Origin of the sequence: Amycolatopsis sp. NPDC051903 (genome assembly GCF_044452505.1) — a bacterium.
GTDB lineage: Bacteria > Actinomycetota > Actinomycetes > Mycobacteriales > Pseudonocardiaceae > Amycolatopsis.
Map to the genome: position 1 here is coordinate 43,345 of NZ_JBITBT010000041.1, position 16,010 is coordinate 59,354.

Here is a 16,010-nt window from a genome sequence, read left to right on the forward strand (position 1 = left end):
GAGCTTGACTGTGAGGGGGTCATCGTGCCCGTGATATCCGTTCCCTTCGACTTCAACGAAGAGGAGCTCTACGTCGATCTCGAACCGATCTTCGGGCACTCGCTCTTCCTGAAGTGCGAGGGCTTCAACTTCGCCGGGTCGATCAAGCTGAAGGCCGCGACGCAGATGGTCGAGGCCGCCGAGTGGCACGGCCTCCTGAAGCCGGATTCGATTCTGGTCGAGTCGTCGTCGGGGAACCTCGGCGTCGCGCTCAGCATGGTCGCCGCCAGCAAGGGTTACCGGTTCCTGTGCGTCACCGACTCGCGCTGCAACCTGGCCAGCAGGCGCCTCATGGAGGCGCTGGGCAGCCGCGTGCACGTGATCTCGCAACCCGCCGGATCCGGTGGTTTCCTCGGCGCGCGGCTCGATCTGGTGCGCGGGCTGTGCGCCGCCGACGACCGGTACGTCTGGCTGAACCAGTACGCGAACCCGGCCAACTGGCGGGCGCACTACCAGACCACCGCGCCGGAGATCGCCCGTCAGTTCCCCGAACTCGACGTGCTGTTCGTGGGCGCGGGGACCACGGGGACGCTGATGGGCTGTGCCCGCTACTTCCGCGAGTGGCCCCGGCCCGTCCGGGTCATCGCGGTGGACAGCGCCGGTTCGGTGACCTTCGGTGGCGAACCCGGCCGCCGGATGATCCCCGGCCTCGGCACGAGCGTCCGGCCGCCGCTGCTCGACGAGCGGTACGTGGACGAGGTGATCGTGGTCGAGGAGGCGGACACCATCCGCAGCTGCCACCGCCTGGCCCGCAGCGGGTTCCTGTTCGGCGGCTCCACCGGCACCGTCGTCAGCGGCGCCATGCGCTGGCTGCCCGAACACGAGGGACGCGACCTCACCGCGGTCGCCATCGCCCCGGATCTCGGCGAGCGTTACCTCGACACGATCTACCAGTCGAACTGGCTCCACGACCTCTACGGCGACGAGGTGCTCGACGAGGACGAGCTGATCGCCGGTCTCCGCCTGGACTGATCTCCGGTCCGGGCGGACCGGCCGAGCACGACACGAGCGGCTGACGCCTGCCCGGGAAACCGGTGCGGAGCGGGCTCCGGGACGTCATGGGTTCCGGGGCCGCCGTCGTCGATGTCGACCCACACCGTGGTTGCCGGAAACGGGGCGACTGTCCACTTCGGTCTCTTAAGTCATCGCTCCGGTGTCGATCCACTGTGGACTGGGGGCTCGGTCCTGGCCCGCCCTGCTGTGCCGATGACCGGCACGACGGGCCACCTCTCTCAAGCAGACGCCGCTCCTCGCCCGAAACTCCCCCACTTCATCCGGCGGCCGGATGAGTTGTGCGCCGGGTTCTCGTGCGCCAATTGCTGCCGAGACAGCCCGTGGCAACCGGGCCACGAGCGCCTCGGCGAGGGCCGATTCCGGTGCAGTTGGTGATCTGGCAGCACTGCGTGGGTGGTGGCGGCCTGCCCGTTCGGGTCGTGACGGCCTGTCCGGCGGGCCGCGAATTTCTGCCCACACGGGCGCCGGGTGCGCTGTTCCACTTGTGCGACAGCCGGAAGCGCGGGACACGAACCCGGTGGCGCGGCCGGCAGGCGTCGTGGGCGGGGAACCCGGCCGACGGCGCCCCGGGCGGCGCCGGGCAGGCGAAGCCCGCGGATCGCCAGTGGACCCCACCAACGCAAGGAGCCCCCATGACCACGCACCCCGAACCGCTCGAACGCGATCCCGTCGCGGCCCAACCGCAGCGAACCGCCGAGAAGGTGCCGCTGCGGGAAATCCGCCGGTCGACCGTCATCGGCTGGGTGGCCGGCATCGTCGCCGTCTACGACTTCATCCTGTTCGGCACTTTGCTGCCGCGCATCTCGGCGACGTTCGGCTGGTCGGAATCGTTCGCGCTGTTCGTGTCGACGCTGGTGAGCGTGGGCACGGCGGTCGCGTTGTTCGCGATCGGGCCGATCGTGGACCGGATCGGGCGCCGACGCGGGATGATCGCCACCGTGAGCGGCACGGCGCTCGCGTCCGCGGTGACCGCGGCGACCGGCGGAGCGGCCAGCCTCGTCGCCGTCCGGTCCATCAGCGGGCTGAGCCTGTCCGAGCAGTCGGTGAACGCGACCTACCTCAGGCGGGCTCTACAACGCCGCCGAGGACGAACGCGTTTCGCGCCACCGCGGCTTCGTGTTCTCGATGGTGCAGACGGCCTGGCCGCTGGGTGCGCTCGCCGCCGCGGGCTTCGTCGCGCTCGTGTCGGTGTTCCTCGATCCGGGCCAGTGGCGCTGGGTCTTCCTCCTCGCCACCGTGCCCGCGGTCATCGTGGCCCTGCTGTGCCGCAAACTGCGGGAGAGCCCGCAGTTCCTCGCGCAGCGCGCTTCGGCCACGAAACAGCGCTCCGCGCCGCTGTCGCTGATCTTCCGGCGCGCGCAGCTGCGCAACACCCTCGTGCTCGCGCTCGGGTGGCTCACCAACTGGATGGCGATCCAGACCTTCAGCGTGCTCGGCACCACCGTGCTCGAGTCGGGCAAGGGCTTCAGCTCGTCGAACAGCCTGCTGCTGGTCATCGCGTCGAACCTGGTCGCCGCGCTCGGTTACCTCGCCCACGGCTGGCTCGGCGACCGCTTCCCGCGCCACCGCGTGATCGCCTTCGGCTGGACCGTGGCCGCGGTGATGTTCACGCTGATGCTGCTCGGCCCGGACAACGTGGGCTTCGTGCTCGTCACCTACATGATCGGGCTGTTCTTCCTGCTCGGCCCGTACGCGACCCTGCTCGTGTTCCAGTCCGAGTGCTACACGACCGCGTGCCGCGCGACCGGCGGCGCGTTCGCGTTCGCCATGAGCCAGCCCGGCGCCATCCTCGGCGGGCTGCTGCTGTCGGCGCTCACCGGCCTCGGCTGGGGGTACGGCCCGGCCGCGCTCGTCGTCGGGGCCGGTGCCTGCCTCGTCTCGGGGTTGGTGATGCTCGCGGGGCGCACCGTCGCGGGAGCCTGACCCCCGGAGTGAACCCCGGGGCGGCCCGGGGTTCACCGGGGCAGGAGCTGGTCCTTGAGCGTGTCGGCGAGCCAGGTCTCGTACCGCTGCGGCGACCAGCGGCGGTCGCCGACGAGGAGCGTGAAGACCTCGGGCGACATCAGTGCGTGGATGACGTCGGCCGCGTCCTTCTCGCGCAGCCCGGGCCGCAGGGCGCCGGCGCGGGCGAGGGAGCGGGCGATCTGCTTCTGGCCGTCGCTGCGGGTGCGGGCCCGCTCGGCCAGCAGCGCCGCGGCGTCGCGGTCGGACGCCGCGGCGCCCGTGAGGATGCGGTACAGCGGCGAGGTCCGCACGTTCACTTCCCGGCAGAGGGCGGCGAAACCCGCGAGCTGGCGGGCCGGGTCGGGGTCGTGGAGCAGGGCCTGCGCGGTGGGCTGATCGGTGAGGCCGACGGCGTCCTCGCTGCCGGAGACGGCGGCGTCGAGCAAGGCCGTGAGGATGCCGAGCTTCGACGAGAACAGCCGGTACACCGTGGCTGCGGGGACTGCGGACCGTTCGCTGATCGCGTCCACGGTCGTCGCCGCGTAGCCGCGCTCGGCGAACAGCTCGGCGGCCGCGTCGACGACAGCCGCGCGAGCCAGGCGGGTCCGCGCCTGGCCGCCTCGTCCCGGGGTCGTCACAGATTGAGAGTAGCACTCTTGAATTGAGAGGATTACTCTCAAACCCGAGAGGAGGCCGGAATGAACCGTACGAAGGGTGCCGTGGCCGCGCCGCGAGTCACGGCGATGACGGGGCTCGTCCTGGCGGCAGGAGTGGTGGTCCAGGGGCTGTTCGCGGGCGGGTTCCTGGGCGGGGATCACGGGTGGTTCGCCTGGCACGAGGTGCTGGGCACCGCGCTGGTGCTGCCCCCGCTGGTGAGTCTCGTGGCCGCACTGGTGCTGCTGCGCCGGCAGCCCGACCCGCCTTCGGTACTGGCGACGCGGGTGTTCCTGCTCGTGCTCGTCGTCGTGGTGATCGTGACGGGGCATGCCGGGCGCGGCCTGCTCGCCGTGCACATCCCGGCCGCCGTCGCGGTGGCGGGGATCGCCGTCCGGCAGGCGGCGGGGTTCGTCCGCATCCCCGCCCTCAAGCGCAACGGTTCGGGCCGCGCCGAAGGGTGGCACGCCTAGCGTCGGCTGGGTGATCGAACACGTGAGCATCAAGCCGAACGTGCTGTACTTCGGGACGCCGGTGGCGTTGCTGACGACCGAAAACGCGGACGGTTCGGCGAACATCACGCCGATGTCGTCGTTCTGGGCGCTGGGCGAGACGGTGGTGCTGGGACTGAGCCGGAGTTCGCACGGGGCGCGGAACCTGGTGCAGCGCCCGGAACTGGTGATCAACCTGCCGGGGCCCGAGCTGTGGGAGCGGGTGGAGCGGCTGGCGCCGCTGACGGGCGCCGATCCGGTGCCGGCGCACAAGCGGGCGAAGTTCCGCTACGAGGCCGACAAGTTCGCGGCCGCCGGCCTGCACCCCGCGCCCGCCGAGGCGGTGCGGCCGCCCCGCGTCGCCGAGTGCCCGGTGCAGCTCGAGGCACGCGTGAACGCGACCCACGACGGCGACGGCTTCGTGATCGCCGAAACGTCGGTGCTGCGGGTGCACTGCGAACCCGGGCTGGTGGTGCCGGGCACGGACCACGTCGACCCCGGGCGGTGGAGCCCGCTGATCTACAACTTCCGCCACTACTTCAGCCTGGGACGACAGCTGGGGCACAGCTTCCGCTCGGAGACAGCAGCACGCCTAGAGCCGCTGGGCCATCAGCTGTGCCAGGGATTCGAAGGAGTGCGGGTCCGGGTCGGCCGGGTGTTCGACGATGCCCAGGAACGCGACCCGGGTCTGCCCGTGGCTGATCTTCACCACGACGACCACGGTGTTGCCGTACGAGTCCCGGCACGTCATCGCACCGTCGCCGACACCCGGGATCGAGACCGCACCGGCCGCCGTGCACGACCGTTCGGCGAACGCGATTTCGTCCGCGGGGACCGCGATTTTCGCGATGCCCACGGTGAGCTCGGCGACCGCGGTCGTGGTGCCCGCGCGCCGGTACTCGCACCGGTAGTACTTGCTGTAGGTGCCGTTCTGCGCCGGCGCCTCGACCGCGTCGTAGGCGGACGGGTCGGAGAGTTCGCCGCGCAGTTCCGCCGCGCCCAGGACCGGGCACGCGGCGTTCAGCACCGCCGGCGACTTCGCCGGAGCCGCAGCGGCCGAAGGGCTCGGATCAGCGAGCCGGCCGATCCCCGAGGGGGCGGAACACCCCGCCGCCGCCAGCACCGAGCCGGCCACGACAAGCCGGGAAATCACGCGCACGGCAGAACGTTAGCAACACCCGAAAACCGAAGCGGCGCAACACCGAACTGCCGGGCGAGACCGCCTCGGCGATTTCCCATCCGTGACTAAAGTGGACATAACCCCACCTGTTCGGCCAAGCAATTTCACGCCGTTCCGGAAGTCGGTGACGAGTTCCCGCGGATCGACGTTCACGGACCGTGCGCGGACAGCACCAGCTCGGATACGGACAGCGAGAGCACCCGGCCCGTACCTTGGCTGCATGGGTCGACCCAGCAGGGCGCGCGAGCTGAAGCCGCCGGCGGCGTTGCCGCCGGTTGTCGAGGTGCGCGGGGTGCGGCACAACACGCTGCGGGACCTCGACGTGGACGTGCCGTTGTGGCGGACGGTCGTGGTGGCGGGGGTGTCCGGGTCGGGGAAGACGTCGCTGGCGATGGGGACGCTGTACGCCGAAGGGCTGCACCGGTTCCTCGAAGGGCTGAGCACCTACAGCCGCCGGCGGTTGACGCAGGCGCAGCGGCCGGACGTGGACCGGATCGAGCACCTGCCGCCCGCGTTGGCGCTGCGGCAGCGGCCGCCCGTGCCGGGGCCGCGCAGCACGGTGGGGACCATGAGCGAGGTCCTCAACGTGCTGAGGCTGATCATGTCGCGGCTCGGGACGCACCGCTGCCCCCTCGGGCACGACGTGCCGCCGACCGTCGCCACGCAGGCGATGGAGGTCGAGTGCCCTGCGTGCGGGACGCGCTTCGAGCACCCCGAGGCCGAGTGGTTCGCGTTCAACTCGCTCGGCGCGTGCCCGGGCTGCGCCGGCACCGGGGTGCGCACCGAGGTCGACCCGGACGCGCTCGTGCCGGATCCGGGCAAGACGATCGCCGGCGGGGCCGTGCTGTCGTGGAACGTCGGCGGACGCCGGCTGAGCAGGTAAGCCGCCGGGGAGCTCGGCGTGCGGCTGGACGTGCCCTACCGCGAGCTCTCGGCCGAGGAGAAGGACTTCGTGCTGAACGGGGAGCCGGTGCAGCAGCACGTGGTCGTCTCCGGAGGCGGCGGCCGCCAGGTCACCCTCAACGTCACCTACGACAACGCGATCACCGCCGCCCGGAAGTCGGAGAAGAGCAAGTACCTCATCACGCACCGGTGCCCGGTCTGCCACGGCACCCGCCTGCGTCCCGAGGCGCTGGCGAGCCGTCTCGACGGCCGCGACCTGGCGGAACTCAGCGAGCTGGACCTCGACGAGCTGGCCGCCTTCGCGCACCAACTGCCGACGCTCATGCCCGCCGAGCTGAGCCGGCTGACGACGGGACTCGTCGGGGAGCTCATCGCGGCCATCGCGCCGCTGCGGGAGCTCGGCCTCGGTTACCTGGGTCTGGACCGCGCCGGCTCGACGCTGTCGACGGGCGAGCGGCAGCGCATCGAGCTGACCTCCACCGTCCGCGCGAACACCACCGGCATGCTCTACGTGCTGGACGAGCCGTCGGTCGGGCTGCACCCGAGCAACGTCGACGGGCTGCGCAAGACCATCGACGCCTTGGCCCACAACGGGAACTCGGTGGTCGTCGTCGAACACGACCTCGACGTGATCCGCACGGCCGACTGGGTCATCGAGATGGGCCCCGGCGCCGGACGGCTGGGCGGCACGATCCTCGCCGAGGGCAGGCCCGCCGAGCTCGAGAAGAACAAGAAGTCGATCATCGGCCCGTACCTCGCGGGCCACGCCACGGTCGGCCGCCCGCAGCGGCCGCCGACGAACGGGCACGCCGCCGTCACCGTCAGCAGCCTGTACAACCTGCGTGACGTGACCGCGGCGTTCCCGGTCGGGCGCCTCACCGCGTTCGCCGGTCCTTCCGGGGCGGGCAAAACCGCGCTCGTGCTCGAAAGCCTCGTCCCCGCCGCCCGCGCGCAGCTCGCGGGCGAACCGCTGCCGGGCCACGTCGCGAAGCTGGTGCTCGGCTCGGTGCGCCAGGTCGTGGAGATCGACGCGACGCCGATCGGCCTCAACGCGCGGTCCACCCCCGGCACCTACACGGGCGCGTTCGACGCCGTCCGCGCGCGGTTCGCGGCCGCGTCGGGCCTGGCCGCCGGCCACTTCTCGTTCAACACCAAGCAGGGCCAGTGCCCGACGTGCAAGGGCCTCGGCTCCCTCGACCTCGACGTGCAGTACCTGCCCGACATCACCGTCGACTGCCCCACGTGCCACGGCGCGCGGTTCACCGACGGCACGCTCGCGGTGCGCGTCGACGGCCTCACGATCGCCGACGTCCTCCAGCTCACGGTCGCCGAAGCCCTCGAGCGCTACGCCGACGTGCCCGCGATCGCCCGGCCGCTGCGGCCCGTCGCCGACGTCGGGCTCGGTTACCTGCGGCTCGGCGAGCCGACGCCCGCGCTCTCCGGCGGCGAGTCGCAGCGCCTGCGCATCGCCGCGCGCCTGCGCAGCAGCCAGCGCGACGTGCTGTACGTGCTCGACGAACCGTCGACGGGCCTGCACCCGGTCGACATCGGCACGCTCGTCGGCGTGTTCGACCGCCTGCTCGACGACGGCGCCACCATCGTCGTCATCGACCACGACCTGGATCTGCTGGCCGCGGCCGACCACGTCATCGACCTCGGTCCGGCCGGCGGGCCGGGCGGTGGCCGGATCGTCGCTCAGGGGACACCGGACGAGGTCGCGGCCGATCCCGCCAGCGTCACCGGCCCGTACCTCAGAGGTAGTCGCGCATCGTCGTGATCTCGAGCTGCAGCAGCTCGGCGTCCTGCACCGGGTCGGCCCAGTCCGGCGCTCGCCGGCGCGGGTTCGCCCGGGGAGCCGGGTCGACCTTGAACTCGACGGCGTCGGCCGCCTCCTTGATCACGCGCAGGCGCCCTTCGAGCTCCCCGAGCACCTGCTCGGCCTCGGCGATGGCGCGGCGCGCGACGGCGCGGGATTCGGCGTCGAGGCCGAGGCGCTTGTCCTCGCTGTAGTCCTCCTTCGACTCCTCCAGGCGGCGAGCGCGCAGGACGGCGCCCCAGACGAGGCGCTCCAGCCGCCGCTCACCGTCGAACGCGCCGGTGCGCCACGCGGCCGACTTCGCGATGCGCTCCCCCAGCGCGCAGAGCCGGGAGGCCTGCTTGTGCTCGCGGGTGACGGCCAGCTCGGCTTCCTCCGTCGTCCGCTTGCGGTGGCGCACCAGTGCGTCGCCCGGGCACAGCGCCGCCTCGACGCCCGCCAGCGCGAGCCCGCCGAGCACACCGAGGACGAGCCACAGCGCGATCGACCAGACCCCGCCGTCCGCGAGGAACACCGGGAGCGCGACCGTCGGCGCGACGAAGACCCCGATCGCGAGCCCGGCGAACCAGCCGTCGTGACGGTGGACGAGGGTGCCGGCGGGCGTCAGCGCGTAGCCGTCGGCGAGCAGGCGCGGGTTGAAAATCCGGTAACCGGAATCGGTGCGGATCAGCGACGGCAGCGCGGTCACCTCGGCACCGGGAGCTGCGGTCATCGTTTCCCCCTGTCGTCCGCGGAACCAGTGCGGCCGGAAGCTTCCCGAACACGACCGGTTGGTCCACAGTGGACTCAGCTGGCGACGGCCAGCGCGTCGACTTCGATCAGCCACTCGGGCAGGCCCAGCGACGCCACGCCGAGCCACGTGGCGGGCACGAGCGGGAACTCGTCGCCGAACACGCGCTGCGCGGCCTCGAACACGGGCTCGATGACGTCCGGAGACGAATCGACGACGTGGATCGTGTACTTCACGAGGTCGGCGGGAGTGCACCCGGCGGCTTTGAGGGCTTCCTGGAGGTTGCGGAAGGCCTGTTCTGCTTGCGCAGCGTAATCACCCGCACCGACGAGCTCGCCGTCGCGGTCGAGCGCGAGCTGCCCGGCGATCGTCACCAGTCGTGCACCGGGTGAGCCGACCGCTACCTGCGAATACAAGTCCATCACCGGTCTGGGCAGCGTCTCCGGGTTGATGCGATCGACGGTCATGGCGCCCCTCCTCTGCGTCGACGCCGCTGGGCCGAGGGTGAGCCGCCCCTCACCACAAGTCAACGGAGAGTGAAAAAGCGTGCTGCGATGGAGCCGGAACGCGTCATTCCGTAGCCGGGACCCGGCGCACCCGCCGGACCGTGCGGGGCACCCACGTCCACAACGCCGCTGCCGCACCGAAACCGACGAACCCGCTCACGACGATGCCGGACCCCAGGCCGGCCAGCGCCGTCACGGCGGCGAGCAGCAGCGGGCCGAGGCCGCAGCCGACGTCGGCGAGTTCGTTCCAGATGCCGATGTGCGTGGGGCGGCCGATGGACGGCGAGACGTCCGCGCCGAGGGTCATGATGATGCCCGACCCGATGCCGTTGCCGAAGCCCATGACCATGGCGACGATCGCCAGCAGCAGCGCCCCGTGCGTGAGCGGCATGAGCACGAACGACACACCGAGCATGAAGGCGCACGGCACGGCGACCCAGCGGCGGCCGAAGCGGTCCATCACCTTGCCCGCGGGGTAGAAGACGAGCGCGTCGATGGCACCGGCGAAGCCGTAGATCACCGAGCTGGCCGTGGGGCTCAGGCCGAGGTGCGCGGCCCACAGCGGGACGACGGTCTGGCGCGTCTGCCGGATCCCCGACAGCAGCAGGATGCCGACACCCAGGGTCGCGTACACGCGCCACTGCTGCTTGACCATGCCCCACGTCGTGATCGACGCGGCGGCGGCGCGGACCTCCGCGGTAGTCTCCAGGTCGGGCACGCGGTACACGACGGCACCGGCCGCGAGCACGGCGACCAGGCTCAGGTAGTACGCGCCCGGCGGCCCCCACACCTGCATCGCCGCGGCACCGAGGAAGGGACCCACGAAGACGCCGACGCGCATGGTGCCCCCGAGCGTCGACAACGCGCGGGCGCGCATGTGCAGCGGCACGGATTCCGTCAGGTACGACTGCCGCGCGAGGCTGTAGACCGCGCTCGCCGCGCCGATGAGCAGCACGCCGGCGCCGCAGACGACCAGCGGCAACGACCCTTTGCCGAGGTCGAGCAGGCACAGCACCAGGCCCGCCACCGACACCGCGGCGGCCAGCAGCATCGACTTGCGTTCGCCGACGCGCGTGGCCAGCACTCCGGCGGGGATGTTCGTGACGAGCGACCCGATGCCGATCAGCGCGCTGATCAGCGCCGCGACCGACGTCGTGGCCCCGCGGTCGATCGCGCTCAACGCGACGACCGGCAGCATCGAGCCCTCGGCGAGCCCGAACAGCGTCGCGGGTGCGTACACCGCGACGGCGACCGAACGAAGACGGAATTCTTCAGCCATGTCCGACCACCGCCGTGATCAGCATGCCCCAGGTGCTCCGGCGACGGGAGTTTCGGTGTCCACGGGCCGATCTTCGCAAGAACACGCGGGCTCGGGGCCCGAATGCGCTGTGGCTTGTGCCACGATCAGCGGGACATTTACGACGTACTGCTCAGGCCGGACACCGGCGCCGGTGCCACACTGACCATTGTGGACACTCGTCGGCTCCGCTACTTCGTCGTGGTCGTCGACCACGGGACCGTCAGTAAGCCGCGGCGGCGTTGTGCGTGGGACAACCGTCGCTGTCCCAGGCGATCCGCGCGCTGGAACGAGGCGCTGTTCCACCGCATCCGGCGGCGGCTGGTGCTCACCGAGGCCGGCGAGGCGCTGATCGAGCCCGCGCGCCAGGTGGTGCGCGGTCTGGACCATGCGCGCGAGCGTCGATTCGGTCGCCGGGCTGCGAGCGGGGCGGATCGAGATCGCGGTGAGGCCGGCGCAGACCGTCGACCGCTGCCCCGGCTGATCAAGGCGGTGACCGACGCGCATCCGGGGCTGTCGGTGCCGGTGCGGGCGGCGTTCACCGCGGACGGGCGGAACTGGGGCTAGTGGGTTCCCCCGAACGGCCGAAGGCGACCGGCGTCGCGCTGCGCGAGATCGGCCGCCGGCGGTTCGTGCTCGTCGCGCCCGCGCACGGGCCGTTCGAGGCGGGCACGACCGTCCGGCCGCGCGACCTCGCGGGCCGGCGCATCGGGCTCGCGCCCGCGGCGAACGTGAACCCGGAGCGCGAGTCCCGTCGATGGTCGAACCGGTCCGCGGCTCGGCGCCGGACCTCGCCGGCCGCGGCGTGGCCGACCCGATCGGTGCGATCTGGACGGCCGCGCTGATGCTCGGACACCTCGGTCACGCCAAAGCCGCCGCCGGGATCGAGCAGGCGATCGCCGACGTGCTCGCCGAGACCCCGCTGCCCCGCCCGACCTGGGCGGGACGGCGACGTTCACCCACGCCGTCCTCGACTTCGCCGGCGTAAGCTGATCATGAACCGAGCCACTGGAGCCGCGCGCATGAGCCTCCCCTTGCCGTTCACCCACCGCGAGATCACCGTCGACGGCGTGCGGATCCACTGCGCGCTCGGCGGTGACGGCCCGCCCGTCCTGCTGCTCCACGGCTACCCCCAGACGCACGTGATCTGGCACCACGTGGCGCCCGCGCTGGCCGCCGACCACACCGTGGTGCTCACCGACCTGCGCGGGTACGGGGACAGCGCGAAACCCGCCCCCGGTCCGGACGACGCCGAGTACTCGAAGCGCGCGATGGCTCGCGACCAGTTGCTCGTGATGCGCGAGCTCGGGTTCGACCGGTTCGCCGTCGCCGGCCACGACCGCGGCGGCCGCGTGGGCCACCGGCTCGCGCTCGACGCGCCCGAAACCGTGTCCGCCTTGGCGGTACTGGACATCGTGCCCACGCGGCACACGTTCGCCCACGCGGACAAGGACTTCGGCCTCGGCTACTTCCACTGGTTCTTCCTGGCCGCGGGCAACGGCATCCCGGAACGGCTGATCGGCAACGACCCCGAGTTCTGGATCACCGCCCGCATGAACTCCCGCCACGGCGGCGGCACCGCGTTCGACCCCGCGGCGATCGCCGAGTACGTCCGCTGCTTCTCGGACCCCGCCGCGATCGCCGCGTCCTGCTCGGACTACCGCGCCGCCGCGGCCATCGACCTCACCCACGACGACGCCGACGCCACCGCGGGCCGGAAGATCGCCGCTCCCCTCCTGGCCCTGTGGGGCGAACACAGCTTCGTCGGCCGCACCTACGACGTGCTCGACGTGTGGCGCTCCTACGCCGACGACGTCCGGGGGCAGGCACTGCCGGCGGACCACTACCTGCCGGAAGAACAGCCGGCACTGGTGACCGCCGCGCTGCGCGAGTTCTTCAGCGGCCGCGGCTGAATCAGCCCAGGAGCTTCAGCAGCCGCGCGGTTTCCTCCTCGACGGCCGCCCGGCCGAGCGTCACGTACTTGCGCGGGTCGACCACGTCCGGCCGCTCGTCGAGGAACCGCTTGAGCGAGCGGGTGAACAGGCCGTTCAGGTGCGTGGAGATGTTGATCTTCGTCAGGCCGCTGCGGACCGCGCCGCACAGCTCGTCGTCGGACAGGCCGGACGAACCGTGGAGGACGAGCGGCACGGCGACGGCGTCGCGGAGCCGTTCGACCAGCGCGCGGTCGACGCTGGCGGTGCGCGACTGCATGGCGTGCGACGTGCCGACGGCGACCGCGAGCGCGTCGACCCCGGTGGCGGCGACGAACTCCGCCGCCTCCGCGGGATCGGTCCGGGCGCCGGGCGCGTGCACGCCGTCCTTGCCGCCGACCTCGCCGAGCTCGGCCTCGACGGCGATGCCCGCGGCGTGGCACAGGTCCACGATCTCCCGGGTCGTGCGCACGTTCTCCTCGTACGGCAGCCGCGAGCCGTCGTACATCACGCTGTCCACGCCGAGTTCGACGCCCTCGCGCACCAGGTCCGGTTCCTCGATGTGGTCCAGGTGCACGAGGACCTCCACCGACGCCTGCCGCGCGATCTCCAGCGACGCCAGCGCGATCGGCGCCAGCCCGCCGTGGTACTTCACGCAGTTCTCGCTGATCTGCAGGACCACGGGCAGCCCGGCCTGCTCGGCACCGCTCGCGATGGCTTCGGCGTGTTCGAGGAGGATCACGTTGAACGCGCCGACGGCGGCGTTGCGCTCGCGCGCGGCCGCGAGGACCCGGGTGAACGCCGGACGGGTGATCATGCGGATGCTCCGTTCACATCGAGGAACCGGTGGTACGCCGGGAGATCGACCTCACCGGCGACCGGACACAGGACAGCGGCCGCGCCGAGCGCGGCGGCTCGGCGCAGGGCTTCGGCGAGCGGGACGCCTTCGACCAGCGCGGCCGCGAGCCCCGCCGTCGCCGCGTCGCCCGCGCCCGTCGGGTTGCCGGCGACGCCGGGGACGGCGGGAACTTCGACGACGGCGTCCGGCAGGTGCGCCGCGATGCCGTCCCCGCCGCGGGACACCACGACGAGCCGCGCGCCGAGGCGGGAAAGCGTTGCGGCACCGGCGGTTTCGTCGCCGGCAGAGGTCGCTTCGAGCAGTTCGCCGAGGTTCGGCTTGACGACGTCGGCACCGGCGCTCGCCGCGGCGAGGAGAGCGGGACCGGACACGTCGGCGAGCACCCGGACGCCCAACTGGTGGGCTGCGCGCACCCAGTCGCCGAGCAGGCCGGAATCCGCGCCGCGCGGCAAGGATCCCGACACGACCAGCAGATCCGCGCCGACGAGCCGGCGGGCGAGCAGCTCACCGAACCGCGCCCACTCCGCGTCCGTGGTGAGCGGGCCGGGTTCGGTGTAGACGGTGGGGTGGCCGTCGCCGTCGATCGTCACCGTGGTCCGGGTTTCCCCGGCGATCGGGCTGACGTCGTGGGGCAGGGCGAGTTCACCGGCGACCCACCGGCCGGCGTCACCACCGAGGGGCAGCAGGGCGCGCACCTCGACGGCCAGCCCGGCCAGCACCCGCGCGACGTTGAGTCCCTTCCCGCCCGGCCGGCGGTGGACCTCGAGCACGCGGTTGGTTTCGCCGGGCACGTGCCGCGCCACGCGGTAGGTGACGTCGACCGCCGGGTTGGGCGTGACGACGACGATCATCGGACCGCACTCACGGCGGGGAGTTCCCGGGCCAGCAGCGTGGCCCCGACGACCGCCGCCGCATCACCGTGGTGCGCGCGGACGATCCGCGGCGCCCGCAGGATGCCCAGCCGTTCGGTGACCTCGCGAGTCAGCGGTTCGAGCAGCAACGCGCCGGCTTGCGCGAGCCCGCCGCCCACGACGACGGTGCCGCACCCCGCGACCGCCGTCGACCACGCGATCGATTCGGCGAGCGCGCGGACGCAGTCACGCCACGCGGCCGTCGCCTCGGCCTCACCGGCCCGGACGCGTTCGGCGACGGTCGCCGCGTCCGGCACTCCGACCCGCCGGGCGAGTGCGGACGCCGACGCGACCTCTTCGATCCGGCGGCCGTCGGCGAGGAGCACCTGCCCGATCTCGCCCGTCCACGCGCCGGCCAGCACCTCGCCGGCCACGACGAGCGCGCCGGCCAGCCCGGTGCCGACCGCGGCGAACAGCACCGGGTCGGTGCTCCCCGCCGCGGCGCCCGTGCGGGCTTCGGCGAGCGCTCCGGCTCGCACGTCCTGCCCGAACGCGAGCGGCACAGCGAGGTCCGCGGCGACGAGGTCGCGCACGGGCACGTCTTCCCACCCGAGGTTGACCGCGCGCAGGCAACGTCCGCTGCGTTCGTCCACGATGCCCGGGACGACGAGCCCGACCGCGTCGACCGGGTACCAGCCGGCCGCGCGCCGCACCAGCTCGGCGAGCGCCGCGGGATCGCCCGTCGGTGTGGGCTCGCGCCATTCGGCCAGCACCTCGCCGGCGCCGCCGGTCACCCGCGCCTTGACGGTGGTGCCGCCGACGTCGACGCCCAAGACCGCCATCAGGTGAGGATCACCGAGCGCGTCAGGGAACGCGGGTGGTCGGGGTCGAGGCCGCGCCGGACGGCCAGCTCGACCGCGAACCGTTGCGCCACCACGAGAGCGGCGAGCGGGTCGAAGTCGTGGTGCACGAACGTCGCGCCGGTCTGCGCGACCTCGTCGGTCAGTCCTTCCGGCGGCTCGCCGAGCGACCAGACGAGCCGACCGGGCTGCGCGATCGCGATCGGGCCGTGCCGGTAGTCCATCGCCGGGTACGACTCCGCCCAGAACTGCGCGGCCTCGCGCGTCTTGAGCGCGGCTTCGAACGTCAGCCCCACGGCCGCACCGCGGCCGATGAAGCTCACCTGCTCGGCCTCGAGCAGGCCGGCGACGGGGACCTGCAGCGCCCGCTCGGCCTGGACCGCGAGCTGCTCGACGTCGTCGCCGAGGCCCGCCCGCAAGAGCGCGAGGGTCGTGGTCGCGAACCGGGTCTGCACCACGGATTCCTCGTCGGCGAAGGGGAGCTCGACGACCTCGCCGGCGACGGCCGCGGCCGGGCCGTCGCCGACGGCCGTGATCAGCACCGTGCGCTGCGAGCCGAGTTCGGCGAGCAGATCGACGATCTCCGTCGTGGTGCCCGAGCGGGAGATGGCCACCACGCGGTCGTACTGGCGCCCGCGCGGGTACTCCGACCCGGCGAACGCGTCGGTCAGGCCGTGCCCGCGCTGTTCGCGGGCCACGGCGTAGCTCATGGCGATGAACCAGCTGGTGCCGCACCCGACGACGGCGACGCGCTCACCCGGCTGCGGCAGCGCGGCCGCGACGGAGGGGTACAGCTCGGCCGCCGCGCGCCACTTCTGCGGTTGGGACGCCAGCTCACGGGACACGAAGGAGTCGGACATGGAGACCTTTCGATCCGAAGGCGATCGACGTGATCGCACCGTGAGCATAGACGATCATTGTTGATTGATGTGAGC

At 72.4% G+C, this 16,010-nt stretch carries 17 protein-coding genes and 3 pseudogenes; 11 read left to right on the forward strand and 9 right to left on the reverse strand.

Annotated elements, in window-relative coordinates; genetic code table 11:
• The first annotated feature begins 24 nt into the window (after positions 1-24).
• From sbnA to ACIA77_RS43870, 3 genes and pseudogenes are all read left to right on the forward strand, one after another.
• Positions 25-1,011: a 2,3-diaminopropionate biosynthesis protein SbnA gene (gene sbnA / locus ACIA77_RS43860; protein ID WP_395892095.1), complete on the forward strand. Its 987-nt coding sequence runs from the start codon at positions 25-27 to the stop codon at positions 1,009-1,011.
• A 674-nt stretch (positions 1,012-1,685) separates the two neighbouring features.
• Positions 1,686-2,069: pseudogene (locus ACIA77_RS43865) on the forward strand (MFS transporter); the annotation flags it as partial.
• 97 nt (positions 2,070-2,166) lie between these two features.
• A pseudogene (locus tag ACIA77_RS43870) lies at positions 2,167-2,976 on the forward strand (MFS transporter); the annotation flags it as partial.
• A gap of 32 nt (positions 2,977-3,008) precedes the next feature.
• Here the strand turns inward: ACIA77_RS43870 and ACIA77_RS43875 are convergent.
• Positions 3,009-3,635: a TetR/AcrR family transcriptional regulator gene (locus ACIA77_RS43875; RefSeq protein ID WP_395892096.1), complete on the reverse strand. Its 627-nt coding sequence runs from the start codon at positions 3,633-3,635 to the stop codon at positions 3,009-3,011.
• A 60-nt stretch (positions 3,636-3,695) separates the two neighbouring features.
• On the opposite strand from ACIA77_RS43875, the gene ACIA77_RS43880 reads away from it, so the two are divergent.
• Together ACIA77_RS43880 and ACIA77_RS43885 are read left to right on the forward strand one after the other, a co-directional pair.
• Positions 3,696-4,124, forward strand: coding sequence for a hypothetical protein (locus ACIA77_RS43880; protein ID WP_395892097.1), 429 nt, complete (start codon positions 3,696-3,698; stop codon positions 4,122-4,124).
• Between the two features lie 61 nt (positions 4,125-4,185).
• Positions 4,186-4,677: pseudogene (locus ACIA77_RS43885) on the forward strand (flavin reductase family protein); the annotation flags it as partial.
• A 57-nt stretch (positions 4,678-4,734) separates the two neighbouring features.
• On the opposite strand, the gene ACIA77_RS43890 reads toward ACIA77_RS43885, so the two are convergent.
• Entirely contained in the window at positions 4,735-5,301 is a 567-nt protein-coding gene (locus ACIA77_RS43890; protein WP_395892136.1) for a hypothetical protein, read from the reverse strand.
• A gap of 241 nt (positions 5,302-5,542) precedes the next feature.
• On the opposite strand from ACIA77_RS43890, the gene ACIA77_RS43895 reads away from it, so the two are divergent.
• Entirely contained in the window at positions 5,543-6,205 is a 663-nt protein-coding gene (locus ACIA77_RS43895) for a hypothetical protein (RefSeq protein ID WP_395892098.1), read from the forward strand.
• A gap of 18 nt (positions 6,206-6,223) precedes the next feature.
• The gene (locus ACIA77_RS43900) at positions 6,224-8,002 is read left to right on the forward strand and encodes an excinuclease ABC subunit UvrA (protein ID WP_395892099.1); all 1,779 of its coding nucleotides are present in this window, start codon (positions 6,224-6,226) and stop codon (positions 8,000-8,002) included.
• Here the strand turns inward: ACIA77_RS43900 and ACIA77_RS43905 are convergent.
• The 3 genes from ACIA77_RS43905 to ACIA77_RS43915 form a co-directional block, all read right to left on the reverse strand.
• Positions 7,977-8,753 (reverse strand): hypothetical protein, encoded by a 777-nt coding sequence (locus tag ACIA77_RS43905; RefSeq protein ID WP_395892100.1) that lies wholly within the window; start codon positions 8,751-8,753, stop codon positions 7,977-7,979. The two genes, ACIA77_RS43900 and ACIA77_RS43905, sit on opposite strands and share 26 nt — an antisense overlap.
• Before the next feature lie 74 nt (positions 8,754-8,827).
• Positions 8,828-9,238, reverse strand: a complete 411-nt coding sequence (locus ACIA77_RS43910) for a RidA family protein (RefSeq protein WP_395892101.1) — start codon at positions 9,236-9,238, stop codon at positions 8,828-8,830.
• Between the two features lie 103 nt (positions 9,239-9,341).
• Positions 9,342-10,556 carry an MFS transporter gene (locus ACIA77_RS43915; protein WP_395892102.1) on the reverse strand — a complete coding sequence of 405 codons (1,215 nt, stop codon included), beginning with the start codon at positions 10,554-10,556 and terminating at the stop codon, positions 9,342-9,344.
• A gap of 189 nt (positions 10,557-10,745) precedes the next feature.
• Between ACIA77_RS43915 and ACIA77_RS43920 the strand changes: the two genes are divergently transcribed.
• The 4 genes from ACIA77_RS43920 to ACIA77_RS43935 are packed head-to-tail and all read left to right on the forward strand — an operon-like array spanning position 10,746 to position 12,487.
• The gene (locus tag ACIA77_RS43920) at positions 10,746-11,141 is read left to right on the forward strand and encodes a hypothetical protein (RefSeq protein WP_395892103.1); all 396 of its coding nucleotides are present in this window, start codon (positions 10,746-10,748) and stop codon (positions 11,139-11,141) included.
• Positions 11,141-11,419, forward strand: a complete 279-nt coding sequence (locus tag ACIA77_RS43925) for a hypothetical protein (RefSeq protein ID WP_395892104.1) — start codon at positions 11,141-11,143, stop codon at positions 11,417-11,419. Before ACIA77_RS43920 ends, ACIA77_RS43925 begins: the two co-directional genes overlap by 1 nt.
• Positions 11,332-11,562, forward strand: a complete 231-nt coding sequence (locus ACIA77_RS43930) for an isocitrate/isopropylmalate family dehydrogenase (protein ID WP_395892105.1) — start codon at positions 11,332-11,334, stop codon at positions 11,560-11,562. The genes ACIA77_RS43925 and ACIA77_RS43930 overlap by 88 nt, the downstream gene beginning before the upstream one ends.
• Before the next feature lie 34 nt (positions 11,563-11,596).
• On the forward strand, positions 11,597-12,487 hold the full coding sequence (locus tag ACIA77_RS43935; RefSeq protein ID WP_395892106.1) for an alpha/beta fold hydrolase: 891 nt from the start codon (positions 11,597-11,599) through the stop codon (positions 12,485-12,487).
• Between the two features lies 1 nt (position 12,488).
• Here the strand turns inward: ACIA77_RS43935 and ACIA77_RS43940 are convergent, their stop codons facing one another.
• Genes ACIA77_RS43940 through ACIA77_RS43955 form a run of 4 tightly spaced genes read right to left on the reverse strand, consistent with a single transcriptional unit; the run spans position 12,489 to position 15,935 of the window.
• The gene (locus ACIA77_RS43940; protein WP_395892107.1) at positions 12,489-13,322 is read right to left on the reverse strand and encodes a class II fructose-bisphosphate aldolase; all 834 of its coding nucleotides are present in this window, start codon (positions 13,320-13,322) and stop codon (positions 12,489-12,491) included.
• Entirely contained in the window at positions 13,319-14,215 is an 897-nt protein-coding gene (locus tag ACIA77_RS43945; RefSeq protein ID WP_395892108.1) for a 1-phosphofructokinase family hexose kinase, read from the reverse strand. Before ACIA77_RS43945 ends, ACIA77_RS43940 begins: the two co-directional genes overlap by 4 nt.
• A complete protein-coding gene (locus ACIA77_RS43950) occupies positions 14,212-15,057 on the reverse strand; it encodes an ROK family protein (protein WP_395892109.1) in 846 nt (281 codons plus the stop codon). The genes ACIA77_RS43945 and ACIA77_RS43950 overlap by 4 nt, the downstream gene beginning before the upstream one ends.
• Positions 15,057-15,935 carry an SIS domain-containing protein gene (locus ACIA77_RS43955; protein WP_395892110.1) on the reverse strand — a complete coding sequence of 293 codons (879 nt, stop codon included), beginning with the start codon at positions 15,933-15,935 and terminating at the stop codon, positions 15,057-15,059. The genes ACIA77_RS43950 and ACIA77_RS43955 overlap by 1 nt, the downstream gene beginning before the upstream one ends.
• Between the last annotated feature and the right edge of the window lie 75 nt (positions 15,936-16,010).